The organism is Ruegeria sp. YKSE079, from assembly GCF_059612845.1.
In genome coordinates this window covers 1-23670 of the sequence record NZ_JBXWRJ010000023.1, presented here as the reverse complement: position 1 = coordinate 23670, position 23670 = coordinate 1, and the positions used below count along the sequence as shown (strand labels likewise).

At 61.5% G+C, this 23670-nt stretch carries 31 protein-coding genes; 12 read left to right on the top strand and 19 right to left on the bottom strand.

The window, feature by feature from the left end:
- Positions 1 to 3: 3 nt before the first annotated feature.
- The 8 genes from AC2FMY_RS18345 to AC2FMY_RS18310 are packed head-to-tail and all read right to left on the bottom strand — an operon-like array spanning position 4 to position 5994.
- On the bottom strand, positions 4 to 771 hold the full coding sequence (locus AC2FMY_RS18345) for a type IV secretion system protein (protein ID WP_350080811.1): 768 nt from the start codon (positions 769 to 771) through the stop codon (positions 4 to 6).
- Positions 768 to 1880 (bottom strand): lytic transglycosylase domain-containing protein, encoded by a 1113-nt coding sequence (locus tag AC2FMY_RS18340; RefSeq protein WP_496807855.1) that lies wholly within the window; start codon positions 1878 to 1880, stop codon positions 768 to 770. Before AC2FMY_RS18340 ends, AC2FMY_RS18345 begins: the two co-directional genes overlap by 4 nt.
- Positions 1877 to 2086, bottom strand: a complete 210-nt coding sequence (locus tag AC2FMY_RS18335; protein WP_496807854.1) for a hypothetical protein — start codon at positions 2084 to 2086, stop codon at positions 1877 to 1879. The genes AC2FMY_RS18340 and AC2FMY_RS18335 overlap by 4 nt, the downstream gene beginning before the upstream one ends.
- Entirely contained in the window at positions 2083 to 4476 is a 2394-nt protein-coding gene (locus AC2FMY_RS18330) for a VirB4 family type IV secretion/conjugal transfer ATPase (RefSeq protein WP_496807853.1), read from the bottom strand. Before AC2FMY_RS18330 ends, AC2FMY_RS18335 begins: the two co-directional genes overlap by 4 nt.
- Positions 4451 to 4729, bottom strand: coding sequence for a VirB3 family type IV secretion system protein (locus AC2FMY_RS18325; RefSeq protein WP_038070148.1), 279 nt, complete (start codon positions 4727 to 4729; stop codon positions 4451 to 4453). The genes AC2FMY_RS18330 and AC2FMY_RS18325 overlap by 26 nt, the downstream gene beginning before the upstream one ends.
- Positions 4730 to 4744: 15 nt before the next feature.
- Positions 4745 to 5026, bottom strand: a complete 282-nt coding sequence (locus AC2FMY_RS18320) for a TrbC/VirB2 family protein (RefSeq protein WP_040181317.1) — start codon at positions 5024 to 5026, stop codon at positions 4745 to 4747.
- A 16-nt stretch (positions 5027 to 5042) separates the two neighbouring features.
- Entirely contained in the window at positions 5043 to 5741 is a 699-nt protein-coding gene (locus AC2FMY_RS18315) for a lytic transglycosylase domain-containing protein (RefSeq protein ID WP_496807852.1), read from the bottom strand.
- Positions 5680 to 5994: a hypothetical protein gene (locus AC2FMY_RS18310; protein WP_008335576.1), complete on the bottom strand. Its 315-nt coding sequence runs from the start codon at positions 5992 to 5994 to the stop codon at positions 5680 to 5682. Before AC2FMY_RS18310 ends, AC2FMY_RS18315 begins: the two co-directional genes overlap by 62 nt.
- A 132-nt stretch (positions 5995 to 6126) precedes the next feature.
- Here AC2FMY_RS18310 and AC2FMY_RS18305 point away from each other — a divergent pair, with 132 nt between their 5' ends.
- A complete protein-coding gene (locus AC2FMY_RS18305; protein ID WP_350080798.1) occupies positions 6127 to 6705 on the top strand; it encodes a hypothetical protein in 579 nt (192 codons plus the stop codon).
- On the opposite strand, the gene AC2FMY_RS18300 is transcribed toward AC2FMY_RS18305, so the two are convergent.
- The 7 genes from AC2FMY_RS18300 to AC2FMY_RS18270 form a co-directional block, all read right to left on the bottom strand.
- Positions 6699 to 6899 (bottom strand): hypothetical protein, encoded by a 201-nt coding sequence (locus AC2FMY_RS18300; protein WP_093037060.1) that lies wholly within the window; start codon positions 6897 to 6899, stop codon positions 6699 to 6701. The genes AC2FMY_RS18305 and AC2FMY_RS18300 overlap by 7 nt on opposite strands.
- A gap of 76 nt (positions 6900 to 6975) precedes the next feature.
- Positions 6976 to 7161, bottom strand: coding sequence for a helix-turn-helix transcriptional regulator (locus AC2FMY_RS18295; RefSeq protein WP_245706614.1), 186 nt, complete (start codon positions 7159 to 7161; stop codon positions 6976 to 6978).
- Between the two features lie 439 nt (positions 7162 to 7600).
- Positions 7601 to 7879, bottom strand: coding sequence for a SpoIIAA family protein (locus AC2FMY_RS18290; RefSeq protein ID WP_018001726.1), 279 nt, complete (start codon positions 7877 to 7879; stop codon positions 7601 to 7603).
- Between the two features lie 55 nt (positions 7880 to 7934).
- Positions 7935 to 8900 (bottom strand): cation diffusion facilitator family transporter, encoded by a 966-nt coding sequence (locus AC2FMY_RS18285; RefSeq protein ID WP_010138164.1) that lies wholly within the window; start codon positions 8898 to 8900, stop codon positions 7935 to 7937.
- Entirely contained in the window at positions 8890 to 9645 is a 756-nt protein-coding gene (locus AC2FMY_RS18280) for a transglutaminase-like domain-containing protein (RefSeq protein ID WP_026155634.1), read from the bottom strand. Before AC2FMY_RS18280 ends, AC2FMY_RS18285 begins: the two co-directional genes overlap by 11 nt.
- Positions 9646 to 9740: 95 nt before the next feature.
- Positions 9741 to 10319 (bottom strand): cation efflux transmembrane domain-containing protein, encoded by a 579-nt coding sequence (locus AC2FMY_RS18275; protein ID WP_009573601.1) that lies wholly within the window; start codon positions 10317 to 10319, stop codon positions 9741 to 9743.
- A gap of 103 nt (positions 10320 to 10422) precedes the next feature.
- Complete coding sequence (locus AC2FMY_RS18270) at positions 10423 to 10851, bottom strand: MerR family transcriptional regulator (protein WP_013959865.1); 429 nt, start codon at positions 10849 to 10851, stop codon at positions 10423 to 10425.
- Positions 10852 to 11022: 171 nt separating this feature from the next.
- Here AC2FMY_RS18270 and AC2FMY_RS18265 point away from each other — a divergent pair, with 171 nt between their 5' ends.
- The 10 genes from AC2FMY_RS18265 to lnt are packed head-to-tail and all read left to right on the top strand — an operon-like array spanning position 11023 to position 18481.
- Positions 11023 to 11625, top strand: coding sequence for an SCO family protein (locus tag AC2FMY_RS18265; protein WP_018001723.1), 603 nt, complete (start codon positions 11023 to 11025; stop codon positions 11623 to 11625).
- A 5-nt stretch (positions 11626 to 11630) separates the two neighbouring features.
- Entirely contained in the window at positions 11631 to 12053 is a 423-nt protein-coding gene (locus tag AC2FMY_RS18260; RefSeq protein ID WP_018001722.1) for a disulfide bond formation protein B, read from the top strand.
- The gene (locus AC2FMY_RS18255; protein WP_018001721.1) at positions 12050 to 12709 is read left to right on the top strand and encodes a DsbA family protein; all 660 of its coding nucleotides are present in this window, start codon (positions 12050 to 12052) and stop codon (positions 12707 to 12709) included. The genes AC2FMY_RS18260 and AC2FMY_RS18255 overlap by 4 nt, the downstream gene beginning before the upstream one ends.
- Before the next feature lie 23 nt (positions 12710 to 12732).
- Positions 12733 to 13200 (top strand): copper chaperone PCu(A)C, encoded by a 468-nt coding sequence (locus AC2FMY_RS18250; RefSeq protein WP_018001720.1) that lies wholly within the window; start codon positions 12733 to 12735, stop codon positions 13198 to 13200.
- Positions 13200 to 13826 carry an SCO family protein gene (locus AC2FMY_RS18245; RefSeq protein WP_026155632.1) on the top strand — a complete coding sequence of 209 codons (627 nt, stop codon included), beginning with the start codon at positions 13200 to 13202 and terminating at the stop codon, positions 13824 to 13826. Before AC2FMY_RS18250 ends, AC2FMY_RS18245 begins: the two co-directional genes overlap by 1 nt.
- Positions 13823 to 15196, top strand: a complete 1374-nt coding sequence (locus AC2FMY_RS18240) for a M23 family metallopeptidase (RefSeq protein ID WP_026155631.1) — start codon at positions 13823 to 13825, stop codon at positions 15194 to 15196. Before AC2FMY_RS18245 ends, AC2FMY_RS18240 begins: the two co-directional genes overlap by 4 nt.
- A gap of 3 nt (positions 15197 to 15199) precedes the next feature.
- The gene (locus tag AC2FMY_RS18235) at positions 15200 to 15655 is read left to right on the top strand and encodes a DUF411 domain-containing protein (protein ID WP_018001717.1); all 456 of its coding nucleotides are present in this window, start codon (positions 15200 to 15202) and stop codon (positions 15653 to 15655) included.
- Positions 15656 to 15667: 12 nt separating this feature from the next.
- Positions 15668 to 16450: a ZIP family metal transporter gene (locus AC2FMY_RS18230; protein ID WP_026155630.1), complete on the top strand. Its 783-nt coding sequence runs from the start codon at positions 15668 to 15670 to the stop codon at positions 16448 to 16450.
- Between the two features lie 28 nt (positions 16451 to 16478).
- The gene (lspA, locus tag AC2FMY_RS18225) at positions 16479 to 16937 is read left to right on the top strand and encodes a signal peptidase II (protein ID WP_018001715.1); all 459 of its coding nucleotides are present in this window, start codon (positions 16479 to 16481) and stop codon (positions 16935 to 16937) included.
- Positions 16904 to 18481: an apolipoprotein N-acyltransferase gene (lnt, locus tag AC2FMY_RS18220; protein WP_018001714.1), complete on the top strand. Its 1578-nt coding sequence runs from the start codon at positions 16904 to 16906 to the stop codon at positions 18479 to 18481. Before lspA ends, lnt begins: the two co-directional genes overlap by 34 nt.
- 9 nt (positions 18482 to 18490) lie before the next feature.
- Here the strand turns inward: lnt and AC2FMY_RS18215 are convergent, their stop codons facing one another.
- Complete coding sequence (locus tag AC2FMY_RS18215; protein ID WP_018001713.1) at positions 18491 to 19003, bottom strand: L,D-transpeptidase family protein; 513 nt, start codon at positions 19001 to 19003, stop codon at positions 18491 to 18493.
- A 63-nt stretch (positions 19004 to 19066) separates the two neighbouring features.
- Positions 19067 to 21421: a heavy metal translocating P-type ATPase gene (locus AC2FMY_RS18210; protein ID WP_018001712.1), complete on the bottom strand. Its 2355-nt coding sequence runs from the start codon at positions 21419 to 21421 to the stop codon at positions 19067 to 19069.
- Between the two features lie 182 nt (positions 21422 to 21603).
- On the opposite strand from AC2FMY_RS18210, the gene AC2FMY_RS18205 reads away from it, so the two are divergent.
- Entirely contained in the window at positions 21604 to 21888 is a 285-nt protein-coding gene (locus AC2FMY_RS18205; RefSeq protein WP_038068706.1) for a hypothetical protein, read from the top strand.
- A gap of 25 nt (positions 21889 to 21913) precedes the next feature.
- Here the strand turns inward: AC2FMY_RS18205 and AC2FMY_RS18200 are convergent, their stop codons facing one another.
- Both AC2FMY_RS18200 and AC2FMY_RS18195 read right to left on the bottom strand, forming a co-directional pair.
- Positions 21914 to 22579: a L,D-transpeptidase gene (locus tag AC2FMY_RS18200; RefSeq protein WP_026155629.1), complete on the bottom strand. Its 666-nt coding sequence runs from the start codon at positions 22577 to 22579 to the stop codon at positions 21914 to 21916.
- Between the two features lie 531 nt (positions 22580 to 23110).
- The gene (locus tag AC2FMY_RS18195) at positions 23111 to 23602 is read right to left on the bottom strand and encodes a hypothetical protein (protein ID WP_496807851.1); all 492 of its coding nucleotides are present in this window, start codon (positions 23600 to 23602) and stop codon (positions 23111 to 23113) included.
- Positions 23603 to 23670: the final 68 nt, after the last annotated feature.

Genomic DNA, 23670 nt, shown 5'->3' with positions numbered 1-23670 from the left:
GTCTCATGGATCCACCGCCATCGAGCGGAATTTGCGCTCGTCCGCGAGGGTCGCGGCATCGACGACGCCAAGCTGGCCGGCGCTGACGCCTTGTGCTGCTTCCAGCCGCCAGATCTGGGTGAGGATGATGCCAAGCTCGGCGGTGACGCGGGTGTTGAGATCGACGGCGGCCTTCAGCCCGTCCTGATCGTCAATGAGCCCGACCATGGTCTCGAGCCGTTCGAGGCTTTGTCCTGCCTCTTCATGGCTTTCCTGAGCGGCGACGGAGAGCATGGCGCTGGCCCCGGCAGAAGCGGCGATGCGGTTGTCGGCGGGCTGGTCGGAGCTTGACAGTGTCCCCAATCGTTCCGAGGTGAAGCCGCTGCCCGAAAGCACGCGCTCGACCGAGGCTGAGAGTTCTGCGCCCGGATTGAAGCCGCTCAGGAAATCGCCACTCGCCAGCGACTGCGCGGTGTTGAGTGGGGCGACCAACTTGCCGCGCAGCGCGCGGAATTCTTCGACCGTGGCGAAGAGTTCACCGAGCCCGCTGCCCTCGATGAGCGAGGTCAGTTGCGCCTCGAGGTTCGTCAGCTGCGACAGCTGGGTTTCCAACTCCAGCCGCATGGTCGCAAGCTGCTGCATCTGGACGTTAAGGTCCTCAGCCATGTGTTCGAGCTGCGCCACGAGTTGACCAAGCTGCGAGCCATCAAAGGTTGGTACGCCCTGGGCCGTTGAGGGCGAGGCAAACCCGAGTGTGGTGACCGCCGCGACGGTCAAGAGAAGCTGTCTCATTCGGGAACTCCCATCTGTATGAAGTCGCGTTCGGCCAGCCGGTCGGCGACGAGGTGCTGCGCATAGGCCGCCTCGCGCTGCTGGTTGGCGGCCATCAGCCGGACGCGGAGATTGAGGATGCGGCCGATCTCAGCCTTGGCGTAGGTGTTGAGCTCCCAGGCCGCCTTGGCGTTGGGTTGCGCATCGATCTGCAGGATGATCGCGCGGAGGCGGTTGATCACTTGCTCGGTCGTTGCCGAACTGTCGGCGGCGTAATAGACGCCCGCCTCTGAGATGCTGGCATATTCGGCGAGCGCAAAGTCCGAGGGCGAGAGCGTGCCGAGCGCGTCGGCACCGCCCACCACGGCGAGGTATTCGTTGTAGAACTTCGAGATGTTGCGCACGTAGCCTTGCGTTTCGGCAAAGGGCGGCACGCCGCCATATTCGATGACCCGACCAGGGCCCGCGTTATAAGCCGCGAGCGCATGGGGGATGTTGCCGAAGCGATTGAGCTGCGTGGTGATGTAGCGCGCGCCGCCGCGCAGGTTGTCTTTCACGTCATAGCGGTCGACACCAAGATCGGAGGCGGTGCCGGGCATGAGCTGGGTCAGGCCATAGGCCCCGACCGGGCTTTGTGCGGTGACGTTGAAACGGCTTTCCTGCTTGATCAGGGCCTGGAAGAGGCAGCGCCACTGCGTGGCCGAGAGCCCGGCGCGGGCCACACCGGGCGCGCCAGCGAATTCGCCCGCAACCTCGACGATCATCATCTCGACCGTCTCGCGGCCCTCGCCGAAAAGGCGGCTGTTCATCGGGTTCGGGTCAGTGTTCGGGTAGACCGCCGCCACCCCGAAATCCGCATTGCCCTCGAGCGCACGGATGTCGAAGCCAGGCCCGGTGATGGCAGCGGTCATTTCCTCGAGGACGCGCAGCTGGTCGGCCTGCACATCCGCCAGCGTGGACTCGGTGCGGTCCTTGTCCCGCTGGACGCCCAGATCTTCGGCAAGCGCCGTCACCCGCGCGATGGCGCGCCCGATCGCGAAATTGTCCTGCGTCGGCACGCCCTGGGCGAGCGCGGGCAGGGCGCCAAGGCCGAGGCAGAGCCCGGCGGATATGATCGCGGCGCGGCTCATTCCGGACCGGGCAGGGGCTCAAAACGGCAGTCAGGCTTGGCCGACTCTCGAACCGGTGCGCCCATGGTCGAGAAGGAGAGGGCAGACCGCGTCACCTGCGGCTCGCCATTGCGTCCGAAACAGGGCGAGGTTTTCTCGGTGTATTTCTCGCAAGCGGCCAGAAGGCTCGCGGCGGCGCAAAGCGCGAGGAGAGGTTTCGAACTCATAGAACATGTCTCCAGAAATCGGGATTGGCGCGCCAATCGGCGGGCACGCGGGCTTCGCCGGTGGCGCCGCCGCCAAGGATGGGCAGCAACTCTCCGAGCGCAGAGAGATCGGCATCGACAAAGACGCTGTCGTCCGCCGAGCGAACGAGCGCGATGCGCTGGCCGATGGTGGGCTGGACGAGAAGCGCTGCTTCCTTGGCGTTCACGCGGAGGAAATCGTAATCGGAGACCGTGGCGCGGTCGTTCGGGAAGAGGATCTGCGTCGGCACCGTCTCGACGATGGTCTTGCCGACGCGGCTGTCGCGCAGCTGGCTCGGATACTGCGTCATCATGATCACGACGCAGTTCATCTTGCGAAGCGTGACCAGCCAATTTTCCAGCCGCGCCCCGAAATACGGATCGTCGAGGAGCTTCCAGGCCTCGTCGAGCACGATAATGGTGGGGCGGCGATCTTCGACCACGCGTTCGATCTGGCGGAAGATGTAGGAGAGCACCGCCATGCGCTCGGTTGTCATGTCGAGGATCTCGGTCATGTCAAAGCCGACGATATCGCCCGTGAGCTTGAGACCCGCCCCGCGTTCGGGTTCGTCAAAGACCCAACCGTAGCGCCCACCCGGCGCCCATTCAGCAACGCGGGATTGCAGCTCACCATCATCATCAAGCGACTGGAACAGCGTCTCGAAACTGGCGAAGCGCTGCAGCGCCGCGCCTGCATCGGCGTTCTGGCCGACGGCGCTTTGGATATGGCGGGATTGTTCGCCCGTCAGCGTGCCATTTCGTGTGAGCAGGGTCGCCAGCCAGTCCGAGAGCCAGGCGCGGCCGCGCTCGTCGGTCTCGGTGGCAAGCGGGTTCAACCCGGTGGGAACGCCTGCGCGGATTTCGTTGTAGCGGCCACCAAGGGCGCGGACGGCCATCTCAAGCCCGCGATCCTTGTCGAAAAAGAAGAGCCGTGCGCCAACCCGCTGCGCCTGAGCCGCAAGGAAGGCGGTGGTCAGCGTCTTGCCGGTGCCAGTACGGCCCAAAACGAGCGTATGGCCAACCGTGGGCTCCTTGCCCGGGCTGCCCGCCTCATGGAAATTGAAGCGGTATCCCGATGTGCCGACCGTCGGCAGCACAGAGATGGTCTGGCCCCACGGGGACTGGTTGGTTCCGCGCCCCTCGACGCTGCCATGCAGGGCTGCGAAGTCGGCGAAGTTGATCGAGGAGATCGGCGTCTTGCGGGCGCGGTAGCCGAAATTGCCGGGCGACTGCGCGAAGTAAGTGGCTTTCAGCGCCATGGTCTCGCGCACGATGACAGACATGATCTCCTGGCCGACGCGCTTGATCTGGGCGGCGGCGCGTTCGAGCATGTCGCGGTCGGGCGCATAGACCGCGATGGAGAGGTGATGGTCGCCAAAGGCGATGCGTCCTGCCTCCTGGTCGTCCGCGGCCTGGCCGAGTTGTTCACGCAAGGAGACGGCGGCGTCGTCGGAGGCGTGCATTTGGCGGATGATCCGTTGGATGCGCTCAGCCATGATGTTGTTCGGGATCGGGCTGAAGGAATTCGTCAGCACGATGTCGAGGGGCAGGTCGAGCGCGTCGAGCAGTGTGACATCCGTGAGTGCCGGATAGGTCTTCATCGAGAAGAGCGCGCCGTATTTGACCTGACCGGTCACGGCGTCGGTCAGGGTGACGACATCGCCATCAAAGGTCGCGCGGCAATTGCTCAGGGTGTGCGAGAGGGGCAGGGCGCTTTGCCCGAAGGCGATGGGGGAGAAGCTGCCCGCGTTCAGAGTATTGAGATAGCCCAGCCATTCACCGCCCGACTTCGTGAGCCTGACGGGGTTGGCCGAGGCAAGCGCCACCTCGAAGAAGCCCATGACTTCGTTCAGTTCCTGCAGGCGTGTCGCGCGGTCCTTGACCCAGGCCTTACGGGCCAGCGCGCGCAGGAGCGGAATGCGCGCCGAAATGTCAGGCCGCCGAATCACGCTGAGATAGAGTTGGCGCTTGGCGGGGCGCAGGTCTTTGACATGGGCCTGCCAGCGCGCATCAATCGCGGCGGCAAAGCTGTCTCCCTCGATGGGGCGCATCCCGAGATCCTGCGGCACGGAGATCCGGTGGATGTAGAAGCCGAAGGCGTTGCCGGTCTGGGCGACGATGGCGGCGACCGCGCGCTTCAGCGCGTCGAGCCGGGCGTCTTCGCTGGTCATCGGATTGAGACCATCAAGGCGCAGGGTGGCCATAAGATCGCCCTCGCGCAGGACCATGACATCGTCATCGGCGAGGGCAAAATAAGGCAGGTGCTCAGCGAGATAGCTCTCCCGTGCGAACTCCCCGCCGCCAGCCTGAAGGAGTGCCGTTCCGTGAGTGGAAAGTGTGCCCGCATCAAGCGCCAAAGCTGTCGCCTCCATGCAGGGCCCGGTTCTTTGTCGGGCGCACCGAGCCATAGGAGACGCGCAGGACCTCGAAGAAATGCGGCTCGCGGTCGGCGACGAACCAGAGGATGGGATAGGCGACGAGACCAATCAGGAAGAAGACCATCGACTTGGTCCAGATGAACGGCAGAACGACCCCTGTCGCCAGAACCACCAAGTATCCGACGGGGAGGCCCAGATACTTGGGCGGACGGGCGAGGCCCAGAAAGAGGGGGGATCGTTCTGCCACTGCTCTACTCGGTTCTCAGGAGAAGCCGTCAACGATGGTGCCGGCCGAGAAGATCAGCACGATCCCGATGATGACCGAGGCAAACCAGCCCCAGTTGAGCCGTCCCATCATGCACATGAATCCGGTGCCGATGACCGCGAGCGTGGCAACCGCGATCCCTATCGGACCGGTCAGCGCGGCCTCGACGGTTTCCAGCATGGTCTGGATCGGCGACAAGTCTTGCGCGAGAGCGGGTGTTGCGAAAGCCGCCAGGGTTGTGGCGACAGGCAAGAGGCGGCTGAGGCGATGTCGAAGCATGCGAAGTTCCCTTGTTTTATTGAAGTTCGATAACGACCGGCGCGCGGGCAGGCACGCGGGTCGCGACACGGATGTCCGGAGCTGCAACAGCCGCGCCTGTCAGCCGGGCCCGGATCCGGTGGATGCGCGCGATGTAATCGCGGGTCTCGGTGAAAGGCGGAATGTCGGAATACTCGACCACCCGGTGCGGCCCGGCATTGTAGGCCGCGAGCGCCAGGTCGATGTCCTTGAACGTGGCGAGCTGCGCGAGCAGGTAGCGCGCCGCGCCATCGAGGTTCTGGGACGGATCGCGCGGATCGACGCCGAGTGCACGGGCAGTATCCGGCATCAGCTGGCCAAGACCATAGGCACCCTTGGGGCTCACGGCAGTCGGATTGTAGCTGCTTTCGGCCTCGACCAGGGCCTGGAAAAGGACCAGCCAATCGTCCGCGTCGAGGCCGACCTGCCGTAGGGCACGGTTTCCCTCGTGGCGATCTGCGGTGGCGCGGATCAGTGAGAGGATGTTGTCGCGACTGGAAGGCGGCGTGGCCGCCAGCGAGGCCAGAACGACTTCGGCCTCAGAGCTATCATCCAGCCCTGCCCAGGCAGGTCGTTCGCCATGAAAGGTCCATCCGGATGTCCGCGCCGTGCCGTCGCGGCCGAAGGCGATGACGTCAGCCGCGCTCCTCGAGGGTGATGCTGTAGTCAGGACCAAAGCGCAGATCGCGCCCGTCACCGAACTCGAGATGATGTTTGAAGAGCCCCGGCCATATGTTGAAATACCGCGGCTCTGGCCCGTGCGGGGTGATCCGGGTGGAAACCAGAATGGCTTCCGGCTCGCCCTCGCGCAGGTAGATGCACTGGTAGCGCGGCTTGCCATCGTCCGTGAACCCCACGAGTTCATACCGGCAGCGGAACGCGATGCCCTTCTCGGACAGGTCTTTGACACCGTCGATGGTGATCAGGATCTGGTTGCGCGCTATCGGCATGTTCGGACTCTCCCCACGAGAGCCCTTCTACTTCACGACACTAAGGCCATAAAGTCATATGGAGTCAATACGACATATTGCAGAAAAATACATATTGCACGATAGTTGCCGCAACTTTTGCGGGAGAGCGACATGAAACGACAGGTGATGGCAGCTGCAATGGGAGTGATGGCGGTGTTCGGAGCCCCTGAGAAGGCGCAAGCCTATGACATTGATTGCGCCATCATGCTCTGCATGGCGGGCGGTTTCCCCCCGAGTGCGGTCTGCGCGCGGGCCTATCGCACCATGATCCGCCGCATCACGCCCTGGCCGAGCCTGCCGCCCTTCGGGGTCTGTACCTTTGCCCATGTGCCGGTCGAGCTGGATGGACCCGGCGGGGAGGGCGAGCTCGACACTAATCTGCCGGAGTACGAATGGCTGAACCGGACCCATGTGATCTGGTTCACAGGGCGCTCCTACGAGCCGCGTGACGAACCACGTCAGTGGGACTGGTCGATCCGCTCCTGCGATCGCGAGAACCGGACCTGCCGCTACATTCAGCGGGTCTACGGATCCCACACGCCCTGGCCCGCGACTTTCATCTCGGAAAGCGGTCAGGAGATCGCCTATCCGAGCGGTGGTGGCCTATGGCACTTCTATTCTCGCAGCATCATGGTCGAATACGGCGATTACGAGGGCAACATGGGCCACTCAGAGTGGTTTTCTTACTGATCCTGGTTGTCCGGCAGCTCGAGTGAAATCGGCCGCACAATGATACGCGTGTGGTCGTAACTGTCCGGGTCCACAAACTGGCGGCGGCTCACGCTTCCATCATCCCAGCGGTAGTCGGTAAACACATGAGTTTCGTTGGTTCCGTCGATGATAAACCCTTCCTGGAAGGGCCAGCCTGTCTTTCTCTTCGCCATGTACCCGCGCCACTCGTACTGTTCTTGCCGTTTTGTCTTTCGTAGTCGGGGCAGGTTCAAAGCCTCAGGAAGCGGATTAGCGCCTCGCGAAAAGCTCTTCGGGATCGACGTTCAGCGCCCGGGCGATGCGTTCGAGAAGATCGAGGGAGGCTGCGAACTTCGAGTTCTCGAGCCTGCCCATGTGACCGCGGCTTACGTTGGCCTGATGAGCAAGCGCTTCCTGGCTGAGGCCGCGGGCGCGTCTCAAGTCCTGGATGTTCAATGCTACACGGTCCCGCAAGTTCATGCCCGCGAAACGGACACGATGCACGAAATATCGCCACGCGATATATGTTACATTCGGAGGTGAGGGTGCAGAAAAGTCGAAAATCGGTGCTTAGAGATAGAAGACCAATTTGCATGTAGTTCCGTGTACTTGGTGTTGCGGGTGCTACTAGGGCGAGTGTTCGTAGTCGTCAATACACCATGGCACGAAATAGCGTCAGTCACGCATAATGAAGTTTATGTTAAATTTCGAAGAATTCAGCGCGTAGGGACTTATTATGCAGCCTAAAGTCGACATCAAACTGCATCGGATTGTTTCATCCGAGCAGACAAATGTTGCTGACTACATTTAGATCGTTCCGTTCCTCCATTAATCGTGAAGCATCTGATGTGATGTCAATTTCCAGGCCAGAGTCCTTTTCTTGCAGAATCGCTGGCTACCCGTCACGCGCCCACGCAATTGCGGACTCGGTATCGCTGGATTCGAACCACTGCAACTCGGAGCCCGTCAATAGGTTGACCACCCGTGCGCCCCATTCCATCCATCTGCGTTCTCCGACAACCGCTATGCGACCGAAATCGTTCGCGTGGGCGGTGTCGACCTTCAGATCTTCTAGCATCGCCGAAGGCTCTTCGTAGCCCTCGAAACTTGTAAGGTCGAGAACCAGACCCGGATTATCGGTTGTTCCAAGACGCTCATGAAGCAGCGCGTGCATTTACTTGAATTCTGTCTCCGTCAACTTGCCTTCGCAGACGAGCCCGATGACATCATCACGCTCGGTCAGCGTTTCCTTGAACATTGGTCTTCTCCTTTTCACTTGCGTTGCCGTGACCGTAGAGATCGGCGTTCTGATGAGCGCGATCCTCGTGCTCGAATTCGAGGCTGGAATGGCTGATGCCGAATTCTTCCTTCAGCCGCTCCTTGATCGCGCTCTTGATCTCTTCGATCTTCGACCATCCCTCGGCTGCCACGACGACATGACAGTCGAGCGCAGCCTCGTGCTCTTGCATTTGCCAGAGATGGACGTGGTGGACGTCGGCGACGCCTTCGACTTTCCGCATCGCTTCGACGACGGCCTCGTTGTCGATGTCCGGCGGGCTCCCGAGCATCAGGGTTCGGATTGGGCCGCCTATTTCAGTGAAAGACAGATACAGGATGTAGGTCGCGATGCCGATGGTGATGGCAGGATCGACCCAACGCATGTCGTAAAGGATGATCAGCGACCCAGCGACGATAACCGCGACCGAAGCAAGCGCATCCGAAAGGTTGTGGAGAAAAAGCGCACGGATGTTCACGCTCCCCTTCTGCATCGAATAGGTCAGCATTGCGGTCAGCGTGTCGACCACAAGCGCGATTCCACCGAGAATGACGACGGTCCACCCCATGACTTCGGGTGGATCAATCATGCGCATGCCACCTTCGTAGATCAGATAGAAGCCGATCACGATGAGGGTGGTGTAGTTGATCAGGGCCGCGACGATTTCGACCCGGCCATAGCCGAAGGTCATGCGCTCATCGGCCGGGCGGCGCGCGATCTTGCGTGCGGCAAAGGCAATGACAAGCGAGGCCATATCGGAAAAGTTGTGCAGCGCATCGGCGATCAGTGCCAGGCTGCCCGACAATATGCCCCCGACGATTTGCGCAACGGTAAGAAGCCCGTTCGCCCAGATCGCGATGGCAACCCGCCGATCGCCAGAATCCGGATCGATATGCGCGTGCCCGTGGTCATGTGGCATTGGCAGGCTCCTCATGCGCGTGTGTCGCGCGTCGGTCAGTCTTGAGGCGGTCGCTGCGGAAACCACGAACGCGCGCATTCATCCAGTGGCGTATGATATGACGGTAAAGGGCACCACGCAGCCATCCAAAGGATTGCTCATGGGAAAAATAGAAGGCGTCCGGCGTATCAAACACGCCGAAATCCTGCACGATGCCGGTTTTCTGAATGTAGGTATCTTCTCCGTTCCAGGCGACGGGAGGCGCGCCAAGGCAATCCGTGCCCGCGCCATAACCGCAGAGACTTTCTGTGTCCGAGAATGACGTTTGCAGGACATCGAGGAAAGCGTCATCCAGGATGAAGCCTTCAAGGTTGATCCAGGCACCTTGAAATTCGATCTCGACCCATGAGTGGAGAATTTCCTGCGGAGCAAGCGGATACACCAGCTCAGGGACAACACCGCGCTGCAAGCCTTTGTGGATCGTAAACCCATGCAACCGGCAACGAATGCCGACACCACGCAGCAGCGCCATCAAGAGCGTGCTTTTGGTATTGCACTGCCCATAGCCGTCGGAAAGCACTTCGGATGCGGGGATGTCGTCAGCTCGATTGTATCCGAACGCGATTTCATTCCGAACGAAATCATAGGCAGCTCCGATCCGATCGTATTCGGATAAGCCGCGCCAGCTGCGGTTCTCAATTAGACGCGCAAGAGGCGCGGCATCAAAATCCAGTAGTTTGGTGGGTACAAGTAGGGGGTCGATCATCTGCAACGGGTCGCTCCTCGAATCGTCTTGGAACAAGACTAATTGCTATAGTCACTATAGCTTCAATCCTTTCTTTCAGAAAGAATCTCCCGCAACTATTTGTCCGTGTGAACCGCTTTGTGGTGTTCGCCGTGTGCGTCGCGCAGGATGTCGATACCGCCCCAGGCCGCGATCCCGGCGACGATCACACCGACGACAAGGTCCGGCCAGTTGGTTCCTAGCCAAGCGACGAGGCCACCGGCCACGACGATCCCGAGGTTCGCGGCGAAATCGTTGTAACTGAAGGTGTTGGCCGCGCGGATATTGACGTTTGGATTTTTGAGCTTAGCGAGCAGCCAAACGCAGACTGCGTTGATAGCCGCCGCGATCAGGGCCATTGCAATCATGATCGTCCCGAGCGGATCTGACCCACCGATGTAGCGGCGCCACGCATCGTAGAGGATGCCTGCAGCGAACAGGATCAGCAGCCCGCCGGAAACGTTCGCCGCCCCGCGTTTCCATTTGGCGGATCGGGACAAAGCGAAAAGGCTGATCGCGTAGACGAAGCTGTCGGAGAGGTTATCGAGCCCGTTGGCGATCAGGGCACTTGAGTCGCCGAAGGCGCCTGTTGCGAAAAAAGCCACGGCCAAACCGATATTGAGCGCCAGAACGATCCAAAGCGTCCGTCTCTCCATTGAATCTTGTCTAGCGGCCATTTTGTGGTTCCAGCTTGTGTTGTACGACACATTAACTTCTGCGGCAGATCTGCGTTCCAGCCGGAATGTTGGCTGAATTCCTTCAGGCCCCGATTTCCTCGTGTTCGGTCAAGCATTCCGAATGGTCCCGCAACACCTCAAGCACCTTGCAATCTCCCGTCCGCCCGCCGCTGCATTCGTGAACCATGCGTTTCAGTTCCGTGCGCAGCGCCTTCAGGCGGGCCATGCGCTGCTCCACCTGTTTGAGCTGGCGACGCGCGATGGCATCAGCCTCATCACAGGGCCGGTTGGGATGGTCGCTGAGGTCGAGCAGCTCGCGGATCGCATCGAGCGAGAAACCGAGTTGTCGCGAATGGCGGATGAAGGACAGCCGGTCGAGCTGTGCATTGTCGTAGCGCCTCTGCCCGCCTTCGGTCCTGCCAGGTTCGGGCATGAGCCCAATCTGTTCGTAGTACCGGATGGTCTGCACCTTCGTGCCAGTCTTCTTTGACAGAGTACCGATCGTGAGCATTTTCGCCTCCATGAAAAAGATACAGTTTGTGTAGGTTTTGCCGTCGGAATAAACAAGTGTCGGTTTCACAGACGCGTGAGTTCAAGCTATACCATGATTTCGTGCTTGAACCTCTAGCGGCTAGAGGATGTATCCGCACTTGCAATAAGAATCAAAAACAGGCGAACAGGATTGTCCCTTACATCGGCACAGAAGTTTCTTTGGGTTTTGGCAGGCGTGGCAGCGCTTGCCTTCGTATGGCTCTTGCTATGGTCCGATTATCGTGCCGATAGCGCCCGAACTGACGCCGAGCCGCCTTTTTTCGCTGAGTTCGAACTGACGGACCACCAGGGTATGGTTCAAACCGAGGAGGACTTTGCGGGGCGCTGGATGCTGGTTTTTTTCGGCTTTACCAACTGCCCCGACGTCTGCCCGACGACCCTATCTGAGGTCGCGGCGGTGATGGACGGTCTGGGCGACGATGCCGCCAAGGTCCAGCCGATTTTCATCACCATCGACCCCGAACGGGACACGCCCGCCGCACTCGCCGAATACGTCCCGCTGTTCGATGCGGGCATCATCGGTCTGACCGGCACGCCGGAACAGATCGCCGCCACATCCGAGACGTTTCCGATCTTCTTTGAACGCGTCGAAGAGGCTGCGGCGCCGGATGGTTACACGATGGGCCACACGTCGCATTTGTTCCTCTTCGATCCCGACGCGGGCTTCGCCGACTCGTGGCCCTACGGCACCTCCGCCGAAGAGATACTCGCCGATCTGGAAGAGAGGTTCTGACCGACATGAACCGTATGTCCGGAGAAACAGCCCTCGGGCTGGCGTGGATCATCGCGCTCGTCGCCTCGCTTGCCGTGCTTTTTGTCGGCGAGGTGCTGGGGCAGACGCCCTGTGTGCTGTGCTGGTTCCAGCGCGCCTTCATGTTCCCCTTGGCCATTGTCCTCGGGCTCGGCCTTTGGTGGCGGGACGGCCGCGTGGGGCGCTACGGCATCGCATTGGCGCTTGGCGGCGGCGCAATCGCCCTCTGGCACATGGGGCTGTACGTCGGTCTTGTTCCCGAACGCGTCCAGCCCTGCACGGCCACCGGCCCCTCTTGCACCGATGACAACCAACTGGTCTTCGGCATCCCTATCCCGCTGATGGCGCTCGCCGCCTTCGCGCTGATCGGGGCGCTGTCGGCCCTTTCATTGAAGGACACACGAACATGAATCGACGCGGCCTGATCCTGTCCGTTCTTGCCCTCGGCGCCGCCGGTTTCGGCGGAGCCACCTGGTTTGCAATCCGCCCCGGCCCAGTGGCCGAAGCGGAGCCCGTTGCTCCGGAACTTGCGGAGGCGATGATCCGCCCCTACTCGCCCATCCTCGGGCCTGCGGATGCGCCCGTCACGATCGTCGAATTCTTCGATCCGGCCTGCGAGGCCTGTCGCGCCTTTCATCCCATCGTGAAGGACATCATGGCCGAGCATGGGGAAGCTGTCCGCGTCGTGATCCGCTACACGCCCTTCCACGGCGCGGCATCCGAGGAAGCCATCCGCGTGCTCGAAGCGGCGCGCATGCAGGACGTTTACGTGCCGGTGCTCGAGGCCGTTCTGCGGGAACAGCCGAGATGGGCGTCGCACGGTGCCCCGGCGCCTGGCCTGATCCTTCAGATCGCCGCCACGGCCGGACTCGATGCCGAAGCCGCGCGCACGCAAATGCTGGCACCCGGTGTCGTGGCGATCCTTAACCAGGATCGTGCTGACGTCGAGGCCGTGGGAATTCGCCAGACGCCCACATTCTTTGTGAACGGCAAGCCGCTCGATCCATTCGGGGAGGCAGAGTTGCGTCGTCTGGTGGCCGCCGAAGTCGCTGCCGCGCAAAGCTGAATGGAAAGGGCAGGATCAGAACGATGAAAAAGTATATTTTGACTGGCACACTGGCCGCGCTTTTGACCCTTGGAGGGCTCTCGGTGCCCGCGCTGGCCGGACCCGAGGATGTTGTCGTCGAGAACGCGTGGTCCCGCGCCTCCATCGGGATGAACCGTCCCGGGGCCGCTTACATGACGATCCGCAACACTGGCGACGAGCCGGTGACGCTGATCGGCCTTACAACACCGCTCGCGATGATGCCCGAAATCCACGAGACGAAGACCAATGCCGAAGGTGTGAGCTCCATGAGCCCGGCGGGGGAGATCGCGATCGCCCCGGGCGAGAGCGTCGCGCTCGAACCGGGGGGCCTGCACGCAATGCTGATGCGGCTACAAGAACCGATGACGGAAGGGGACACCTTTCCGCTGACCCTGCTTTTCGACGACGGAGGCGAAGTGACGGTCAAGGTGCCGATCCTCGGAATCGCCGCGCGGGGGCCAGAGGACTGATGCGGCGACGGGCGGTCCTGGGGTACGGCGCGGCTGGTGTCGGGGCGGTCGCCCTGATGCTCTTCGTCGGTTGGTGGCAGGTCGATGGACCCGGTGGACCCGAACCTGTCGGGCAGCGGCCTGTGGCCCTGACCGAGATGGATTTCCGTCTGACGGATCATGAGGGCAACGCGGTCGGGCCGGAAACCCTGATCGGTCGCCCGACGATGGCGTTCTTCGGCTTCACCTACTGTCCCGATGTCTGCCCGACCACGCTTTCTGACATTTCGGGATGGCTCGACGATCTGGGAGACGAGGCCGACGAGATGAACGTGGTTTTCATCACGGTCGATCCCGAGCGCGACACTGTCGAAACGATGGCCGAATATGTCGGCTACTTCCATCCGGCGATCCGCGGCTGGACGGGACCGGAAGAGCAGATAGCGCGCGTCGCGGACGGCTTCCGCGCCACCTACGAGCGAGTACCGGCGGAGAGCGGCGATTACACGATGAACCACACCGCGAGCGTCTTCCTGTTCGCAGCCTCTGGGCGATTCGTCACCATGATCGACTATCACGAGCCCAAAGAATTCGCGGTGCCGAAGATCCGCCGCGCGCTGGAAGAAGAAATGGAGGGGGCGACATGAGGCTCAGAACTTTGGCGGCTTGTGTCGCAATTGCGGGGACGGTTTCGGGAGCGGCTATCGCCATCTCTGATTCCATGTCGAAAGAACCCGTGCCGCCGGAACTTGCCCAGGCAGGTAGCTGGATGCCCCAAGGTCCTGAAGCCCCCCAGAACGTTGACATCCCCGTGACGCTGCCCGCGGCGGCATGGGCAGACGATGCACCCGACCTCAGCCCGCTGCCCCTTCTGCAGGCCGCGTTTGCCGACAGGCCGGTGCAAGCGATCGAGCCACCCCTGTCGACGTGGTCGCGCGACATTGCTCCGGGCGAAACGCTCGATTTCTTGCTGTCAGAGGCCGGTCTTGCGGCACCTGACAGAGCCGAAGTTGCCCTCGCGCTTGGTGCGGAATACGATCTGCGACGGCTGCGGCCGGGGCACTCGGTCACTGTCGCTTCGACCGTGGACGGCAGCCCCCGCACCGTCTCACTCGCCGTCGAGGACGGGGTTCGGATCGAGGTGGTTTTCGGCGAGCAGATGTCCACGCAGGTCGTGGCTCCGGATCCGGAAATCGTAACCCTTGCCGGCGAAGCCATGATCGACAGCTCGATCTTCGCGGCACTCGACGAAGCCGGCATACCCGCCCGTTTTTCCGTGGACCTTGCGCAGATGCTGGGTGGGACCGTGGATTTCCGCCGCGAGATGGCCGGTGGCGAAACACTAAGGCTTCTCTGGCGTGAGGCGCGGGTCGGAGAGGACAGGATCGGACAGCCCGAACTCGCCTTCGCCGCACTGGAGATCGGCGGTTCGCTTTACGAGATCGTATGGCCGGACGACGGCAGCGGTCAGGCGACGATCTACGTCGATGGCGAGGTGCTGCGCGTCTTCGCACAGCCGGTAGAGGGTGCGCGCCTCAGCTCGGTGTTCGGACGCCGCACGCATCCGGTCTTTGGCAACGTCCGGATGCACACCGGCGTCGATTTTGCAGCGGCACGTGGGACACCGGTTCAAGCGACGGCACCGGGGCGGGTCAATTTCATCGGCTGGCGCGGCGGATATGGTCGCGTGGTCGAAATCTTGCACGGCTCCGACACCATGACGCGCTACGCGCATCTGAGCGCCGTGCCGGAAGACTTGGCACAAGGCCAACGCGTTGCGGCGGGAGACGTGATCGGCCGCGTCGGCGCGACTGGCACGGCGACAGGTCCGAACCTGCACTATGAGGTGCTCGTGGATGGGCGCCCGACTGACCCCCTCTCTGACGACCGGCTCGCCGAAGCGGCCGAGAGCGATGCGGATGATACCGCCGCGCTCTCGCGTCTGGCCGAGGCGCGGGCGCTTCTGAATGAAAACCTCGGCAGCGAGATTGCCAAAACGACAACCGAAAGGCTCTGACCCATGAAACGCATGACACAAGTTCTTGCCATCACGCTCGCCCTGTTCCCAGCGGCCCAGGCCCTCGCAGAGGCAACGGCGATCGACGTCCGCAAGACCAACGGATGCGGCTGCTGCCTCTCGTGGATGAAACATCTCGAAGAGAACGGGTTTGTGCCGACCGGCCAGGACATGTTCGGCGGGCTTCTCGTGCGCTTCAAGCTAGACAACGGCGTGCCGCAGCGCATGGTCTCCTGCCACACCGCGCTCATTGACGGCTACGTGATCGAGGGCCATGTACCGGCCGCTGACATCCGCCGCCTTCTCGAGGAGCGCCCGGACGCCGTCGGCCTCGCTGTTCCGGGGATGCCCTATGGCTCGCCCGGCATGGGGCCAGAAGACGACCGCGAGGCCTATGATGTCTTCCTCATCCGCAAGGACGGGTCGACGGAAGTCTTTTCGAGCTACGCCGAAGGATAATCTGGCCCGCCCATGGAAAATCTGTCTCCGATAATGCTCGGCTTTCTCGGAAGTCTTGCCGCCGGATCGCTCACAGCAGTCGGAGCAGTTCCCGTGCTGTTCGGGCGCATCCCGTCTCGGGCCACACGCGATCTGTCGCTCGGCTTCGCTGCCGGTGTGATGCTCGCCGCTTCTTTCTTTTCGCTGATCATCCCGGCATTGGATGCGGCGGAGCCGATGTTCGAAAACGGCGCGATGCCTGCGGCCATCGTATGCGTTTCGATTCTTCTGGGCATGGGGGCTGTCGCCCTGATGAACGAAAAGCTGCCGCACGAGCACTTCAAGACGGGACGCGAAGGGCCCGAAGCGGCGTCTTTGCGGCGGGTCTGGCTGTTCATCATCGCAATCACGATCCACAACTTCCCCGAAGGCCTTGCGGTTGGGGTCGGCTTCGGATCCGGAGGTATGGAGGGCGGTCTGCCGCTCGCCATCGGCATCGGGCTTCAGAATGCGCCCGAAGGATTGGCCGTCGCTGTATCTCTGCTGGGCGAGGGATATCCGAAGCTGCGCGCCTGGGGCATCGCGGCGCTGACGGGCATGATCGAGCCGATTGGCGGTTTGCTCGGGGCCGGCATCATCACACTGTCGGAACCGCTGCTTCCATGGGGTCTGGCCTTTGCCGCGGGCGCAATGCTCTACGTCATTAGCCACGAAATCATCCCCGAAACCCATCGCAGCGGCCATCAGAACAGGGCGACGCTCGGTCTCGCAGTCGGGCTCGTTCTGATGCTGTTCCTTGATGTCTGGTTGGGATGAGGCAATGTCACTAAACAAGGTATCTCCGATGATCGGCGTCTTCGCAGCACTTGCTGCGTTCGCGATCGATCAGATCACCAAAGCCATTGTCGTTGCGAATGCCGTCACTTTAAGCGCCGGAATTCCCGTGTTTCCGGGATTCAACCTCGTCTTTTATCGTAATGACGGCGTGACTTTCGGGATGTTGGGCGGCGCGCCGTGGTGGAGCCTCATCGCTTTCGCTCTTGCCATCTGTGTTTGGCTGGGGGTTATGCTGTTTCGCGCCGACAATGCGGTGGAAACGCTTGCCTACGGTGCGATCATTGGCGGAGCCCTGGGCAATGTCATCGATCGTGTGCGGTATCGGGCTGTAACAGACTTTCTCGATTTCTACATTGGCACAACACATTGGCCTGCCTTCAACTTGGCCGATGTATTTGTCGTCAGTGGCGTGGGGCTCTTGCTCGCCGCGCCATGGATCAGCGCGCGGCGTTCGATCAAGTCGTGAAGCCGGAAATTCTGAACCGCATCGCTCTGCGCCACCGTTTGCTTTCGCGGATGACGCTTGGTTTCGCCGCCGGGGCGATGACCGTTCTGACTTTCCCGCCTCTTTCGATTCTCCTGCTCGTTCCCGTTGCCTATTCCGCGTTGTTTGTCGGGCTTCGCGATCTCTCCTTCGGGCGCGCTTTCCTCGTCGGCTGGGCGTTTGGTCTCGGCCAGTTCGGTTTCGGGATTTGGTGGATCGCGGAAAGTTTCTACGTCGAGGCCGAGCGGTTTGGGACGATGGCGATTCCGGCGGTCGCGGGATTGTCCGCAGGTCTCGCGATTTTCCCAGCCATTGCCGCTGCGCTTTTTGCCGAAATCGCGCGGCGCGGAGCCATGGGCAGTCTCTTGGCCTGCCTCCTGTTCGCGACCTCCTGGACCGTGGCCGAGTGGTTGCGTGGTCACGTTCTGACAGGGTTTCCCTGGAACCTGGCCGGTTACGCACTTGTAGACTACGCCGCCCTTCGCCAGACCGCCGCCTGGGTCGGAAGCTATGGGCTAAGCTTTCTCACCGTGTTCGTCGCGGTACTCCCTGGCGCGGCTGCTATGGCGTCCGGGCGGCAACGATTGACCATCTCGCTCATGGCGCTGGCCGGAATCGCGACGATGTGGGCTGTCGGCACGCTGCGCCTCCAGTCGGATGCACAACAGCCACCCGGTGTCGACCTGCGCATCGTCCAGGGCAACATTCCACAAGAGGAGAAATGGGCTCCCGAGAACCGCGAGGCGACCTTCGCGCGCTATCTTGAGCTTTCAACCCGGCCCGGCGATTTCGACGTGCTTCTCTGGCCGGAAACCGCCTTTCCGGGTTTCCTCGATGAGGATACGGAGGCACGGGCCCGCATTGCCGCAGCGCTACCAGACGGCAGAGTGCTGCTTACCGGTGTGCCGGACCGTGTACCGAGCGAGGATGGCACCCGATATTTCAACACGGTCCAGGCATTTGACGAGACCGGCGAGATCCTGACCGGATACGCGAAACACCATCTCGTGCCCTTCGGCGAATATGTGCCATTCCGCGGCTGGTTGCCCATCGAGCGGCTCACGGCGGGTCTGGGCGATTTTACGCCCGGACCGGGCCCGAGAACGCTTGCGCTTCCGGGTGTGCCGCTGGTCGCCGTGGCGATCTGCTATGAGATCATCTTCCCAGGGCATGTGGTCGACGACCTGTTCCGGCCGGACTGGATTTTCAACGCGACAAACGATGCCTGGTTTGGCACCAGCATCGGACCCGAGCAGCATCTGGCTTCCGCACGTATGCGCGCCGTAGAGGAAGGCCTTCCAGTCATCCGAGCCGCGAATACGGGCATCTCTGCGGTCATCGACGCGAGCGGAGAGATCGTTGCGCGGCTCGATACCGGCGAAACGGGCATCATCGACGCTAGCCTGCCCTCCGCGCGACCGCCGACACTCTACGCGAGCTTCGGGGACTGGATGCTGTTGGCGCTCATCTTGGCTTCGTGGAGCTGGGCAATGGCGCCAATGCGACGGCTCACTACCGCCGCATGAGAAAGACCGTCATGCAAAGATGTGGATAGGTGTCCCGTCCTTCACCATTGCATAGATGTCCTCGATCTCCCGATCCGTGACCGCGATGCAGCCAGCTGTCCAGTCGCGGACATTTGTCGGGTCGATGCCGGGGCGTGGGCCACCATGGATGAAGATGTCGCCGCCGGGGGAAAGGCCCTGCGCTTCGGCAAAGGCGATGTCGGCCTCGTTCGGATAAGAGATGCCAATCGAAAGATGGTAGGTGCTGTTGGGGTTTCGCCTGTCGATTGTGTAAACTCCTTCCGGAGTCCGGCCATCCCCCTCGAATTGTTTGTGACCCTCAGGAGCGAAACCCAGCCCGACCGGATAGGTTTGCAAGACGCGATCGGCTCCGTCGAGAACAAGCAAGCGCTGTCCCTTGTAAAGCCGAACACGGGTGACTTCGGGTCCGTCATAGCTGCGGAACTTGCTGGCACACCCGGACAGAAACGCTACCAGCCCGCCCAACAGGACGGCGCGGCGGGGAAATCGGATGGTTTTCACTGCTCGATGCCTCTTTCGTGAGGTCTGTTATGGACATTACGTTACCTTGCAAATGCTGCGTGATCAATGTCCGTGGGCAAGCGCGGCCTTTGCCATCTGTGGGCCAACCTGCTCACCGCCGGACGGCGGCGCCTTGGCCTCTTGGCTGTTCAGCAGGCGCAGGGCATTGGCCACCACCAGCAATGACACTCCTACGTCGGCTGCAATCGCGCCCCACATCGATGCCAGTCCGAACGCGGTAGCGACAACGAAAACGCCCTTGGTCGCCAAGGAAATACCGATGTTCTGATGAATGATCGACATTGTCCGGCGCGAATGACCGATCAGCCAAGGCACCTTGCCGAGATCGTCGGTCATCAGGGCTATATCCGCCGTCTCGATTGCCGCGTCCGAACCAACGGCACCCATTGCGATGGCGTAATGCGCGCGCGCCATGGCCGGGGCGTCGTTGACCCCGTCGCCGATCATGGCCACCATGTCATGCGTTTCGACCAGTTCTTCGATGGCAGTCACCTTGTCTTCGGGCAGAAGCTCGGCACGGACCTCGTCGATGCCGACCTCGGCTGCAACAGCGCGCGCTGTCCGCTCGTTATCACCGGTCAGCATGACGATGGTCTTCACACCCTGCGCGTGAAGCTGCGCCACGATGCCTTTGGCATCCGGGCGGATACGGTCGCGCAATTCCAAGATGCCGGTGACACCGGTGTCGTCGCCCACGGCAACAAGGGTGCTGCCAGCCCCTTCGATGCGGTCGCGCAAATCCTTCGGAATGGCGTCGCCGAAACCCTTCTCCTCGGCAAACCGGTCCGACCCCAGCCAGATCGACCGGCCGTCTGTGCGTCCTTCAAGTCCCCTGCCCGGAACGGTTCGGGTATCTTCCGCGGCGGATACCTTGATGCCGTCGGCTTCTGCCCGCGCAAGAATGGCGCGCGCCAAGGGATGCGAGGAACGTGCCTCCAGCCCAGCGGCGAGGGTCATCAGATCTTGCGCCGATGCTTTGCCCAGCGGATGCACCGCCGCCACCTCGGGCTCGCCCATGGTGATCGTGCCGGTCTTGTCCATGGCCAGTGCAGTGGTCTTGCCCGGTGCCTCAACATATGCACCGCCCTTGATCAGCACCCCGGCCCGCGCTGAGGCGGTGAGTGCAGCGACGATGGAGACCGGTGTCGAGATGACCAGAGCGCATGGGCAAGCGATCACCAGCAGCACGAGTGCATTGTAGAACCAATAATCCCAGGCCCCCCCGAAAATGAGCGGCGGCAGCAGGGCAATTGCAATGGCGAGAGCCATGACGATAGGCGTATAGATGCGGGCGAATTTCGCCACCCACTGCTCCACCGGCGCGCGGCGGGCATGGGCGTCGCCGACCATGCGGATAATCTTGGCCAACACGGTGTCCGAGGCGGCCTTCGTGGCGCGCACCGTCAGTGTGCCTTCGCCGTTGATCGTACCGGCATAGACTTCGTCGCCCCGTTCCTTTGGGACCAGCGCACTCTCTCCGGTGATCGGCGCCTGATCGACGGCCCCTGCCCCATCGACAACCTCACCATCCAATGGGATGCGGTCTCCGCCGCGCACGATGAAACGTGCGTTGATAGCAACCGCAGAAGCCGGAACGTCCGCTTCCGAGCCGTCATCATGAAGAACTCTTGCCGTCGGCGGCGCGAGGTCGAGCAGAGCTGAAACCGCATTCCTCGCACGCCCGACGCTCCAGCTTTCGAGGTAGAGCGAGAGCGAAAAGAAGAACGCGACTGTCGCCGCCTCGAAAAATTCGCCAAGCCCGATGGCACCGGCCACGGCGACCACCATGAGCAGGTTCATGTCGGGCGACAGCCGCCGAGCGGACGACCATGCCTTGGGTGCCACGAGCCAGACACCGAACAGGATCGCAACCGCGAACAGCCCTGCCTCGACCAGTGGCATCGGCGCTTCGCCGTGACCCGCGAAGAGGCCGAGCGCCCCGCCCATGCCGGTCTCGATGATGTGCCACAGAAATCCCGCGGCCCAGAAGCCTCCACTGAGCGCCGTAAACAGCCGCTGTCTTGCAAGATGGGCCGCCTGGTCGACCGACGCGTTCTCGGCATCCCAAGGCTTGGCGGTCATGCCGGTGCTTGCGACCAGTTCTGCAATTTCGCCGTCCGATAAACTCTTGGCGCTGTCGAGAATAGTCATCCGCCCATTGATCACGTCGAACGCGAGATGCTCGGCCCCGCCGATCTTCGGGCCGACCACCTTGTTCAGGATTGCTACCTCCTCGGCGCAATCGAGGCCGGACACCTGAAAACTGCGCCCGCCCGCTGGCGCGGGGGTCGCCGGAACGATGTCGCCGCACGTTCCGGCGCTCCCGCAGCAGCTGCCGCCGCTTGTCTGGGCATCTTCGGCGTGATCGTGGTCGTGACGATGGGTGTCGGGCGGCATGAATGGACCTCTGGATTCGGGTGCTTTACCATGACATAGCCCCTACAGTAGCTAGAGCTTCAAGAGCAAAATACGGTGGTATTTCAGTTTGTTTTATTGCTAGAGGATGCGGCGACCGGCTCCATCACGCCTTGAGGCATGAAAAGCCGATGCAAAGAAAAACAGACACGAAAGGAAGCTTGATGCGGGTTTTGATGCTGAAGCAAAAAATAATTGTTGCAGTGGCGCTGTCTCTTACGGCCGGGTGCGCAATCCAGCCGACTGGACCGGGCGACTCGGCAGACCGGCGGGGCAAAGTTCCCGAAGCCGTGATTGCAATGGCTGCCCCGGATCAGGATGTTGCAACCGCGCGCTTGGTGCCCGAGGACGGGTGCTACTGGTACAAACACAGCGGCCCCGTAGAAACAACCTTGCTGCCGCTGCGCACGGCGAACGGCAATCGTATCTGCACCCCTCGCGAAACTTAATTGCGTTTGCCGTCCGCTGCTTGGCTTAGCTGCGGGCAGTCACGCTGTCCTCCGCCGAGTAAAGATAGGCGGTAGAGCCGGTCTCGACGTTCGGGTAAAGATCATTGATATGAGCCATGACCATCCGTACGCAGCCCGAACTTGCGCGGCCACCGATACTCCGTGGGCTCGGAGTGCCATGGATGCGCAAAAGGGTATCGCGATCCCCGACGTAGAGATACAGCGCCCTCGATCCAAGCGCGTTTTCCGGTCCCGGTTCCATGCCATCGGCAATGTCAGCATAAAGTTCGGGGTCGCGATTGATCATGCTCTGTGTCGGTTGCCAGTGCGGCCACCTGACCTTGCGCTTGATGGTATAGACACCCGGCTCGTAGAGGTTCCCCCGCGCGATGGCCACGCCGTAGCGCATCGCGGTTCCACCCTCTTCAATGTGGTAAAGATATCGTGCGACCGCGTCGACATGGATATCTCCCGGCACGAGACCGGCCTTCGCGACCACACGTTGCGGTAGGAACCGCGGGTGCAATCCCCATGGGTTGGAAGTCTCGGCAACATAACCCTGAGGCGTCACCTGTGCGTCCCATTCAGCCTTCTGAGCCTCGGTGGGCCAAGTGTCGGCAAAAGCCATACCGGGACCGGTCACCGAAAAAAGCGCCGTTGTTGTCTGAATGAAGTGTCGTCTTGTCAGCATTTCGTACCCTTTCGGTTCTCACCGGCGATTGATGGCAAGAACGGTATGTGTTCTCCTTGAACAGATAGGACTTCTAGTGGCTAGAGGTTCAAGGGCAAATTTTCGTAAGTAGACATGCGATCCTTGCAGTTTCCAGTTTGCTAGGGAGGAGAAAACTGCTCGCACAATACCTGGTCCGAAGTTGCGCAGCGACAATTCGTTAAGTCGCAGATTGTCTGGAAATTTAGGCACAGCGGCTTCGATATCGCGACCATGAGATCGGGAACGTCACGGCACAGGGAACTTGCGCCACTCGCAAATGCTACGATGCCATCTCTGGCTCCGGCTCTCATTCCGTTATTTCGCCCCGTTACAACCTTCACCCACTGGAGCTTCAAGCGATCAATTGTCACAAAAACGTGAGACGAATGGCTAACGAACGCTTTGGGCTGGAAAAGCCTTGTCGCATTCGAACGGAAAGTGGCTTAAACGATCATCTGGGGCGGCACTAAAGCGTGCCAGGTCAAGCCGGTGTCAGCCTCGACAAATGACCTATATTAGGTCAGCTTTCCACATGCGATACCTCCCGTTCCCCGTCACCTCGCGGATCAAACCGCTTGCCTCCATCCATGCGAGATTGCGCTGAACGGCGGCGCGGCTGGCTCCGGTCATGGCCTCAGCCATCGGGGCGGAGACCAAGGGCCATTCCGTGAAAACCTTTCGCAAGGCAACCGGCGTGCGGCCAGATAATTGCGCCATGACGTTTTCTGCCCGCCCGATCCACACTTCAATATCATCAAGTGTTCGCATCGCCGTTAGAATTGCGCTGTTCATCCCATCCAACCAGCGGGCCAAACGCTCGGGTGGCAAGCCCGAAACGCGCTGCCCCCCGGCCCCGGCCATAGCGAGCGGCGCGAAGATGGCACCGCTTCCATCGCTGGTCGCGATCCTAGACGCGGTGACGGCAGCTTCGATCTGGTCGCCGTGGCGTCCGAGGCCCGCTGTCGCGTTGCCTTTAAATCTGAGACGCGACGCTTTCGGCATCGAGTTTTGCCCTTAATTGCGAGATTTGGCTGTCATGGGGCCTTTGCTTCTCGCCCGCCTCTGCGCAA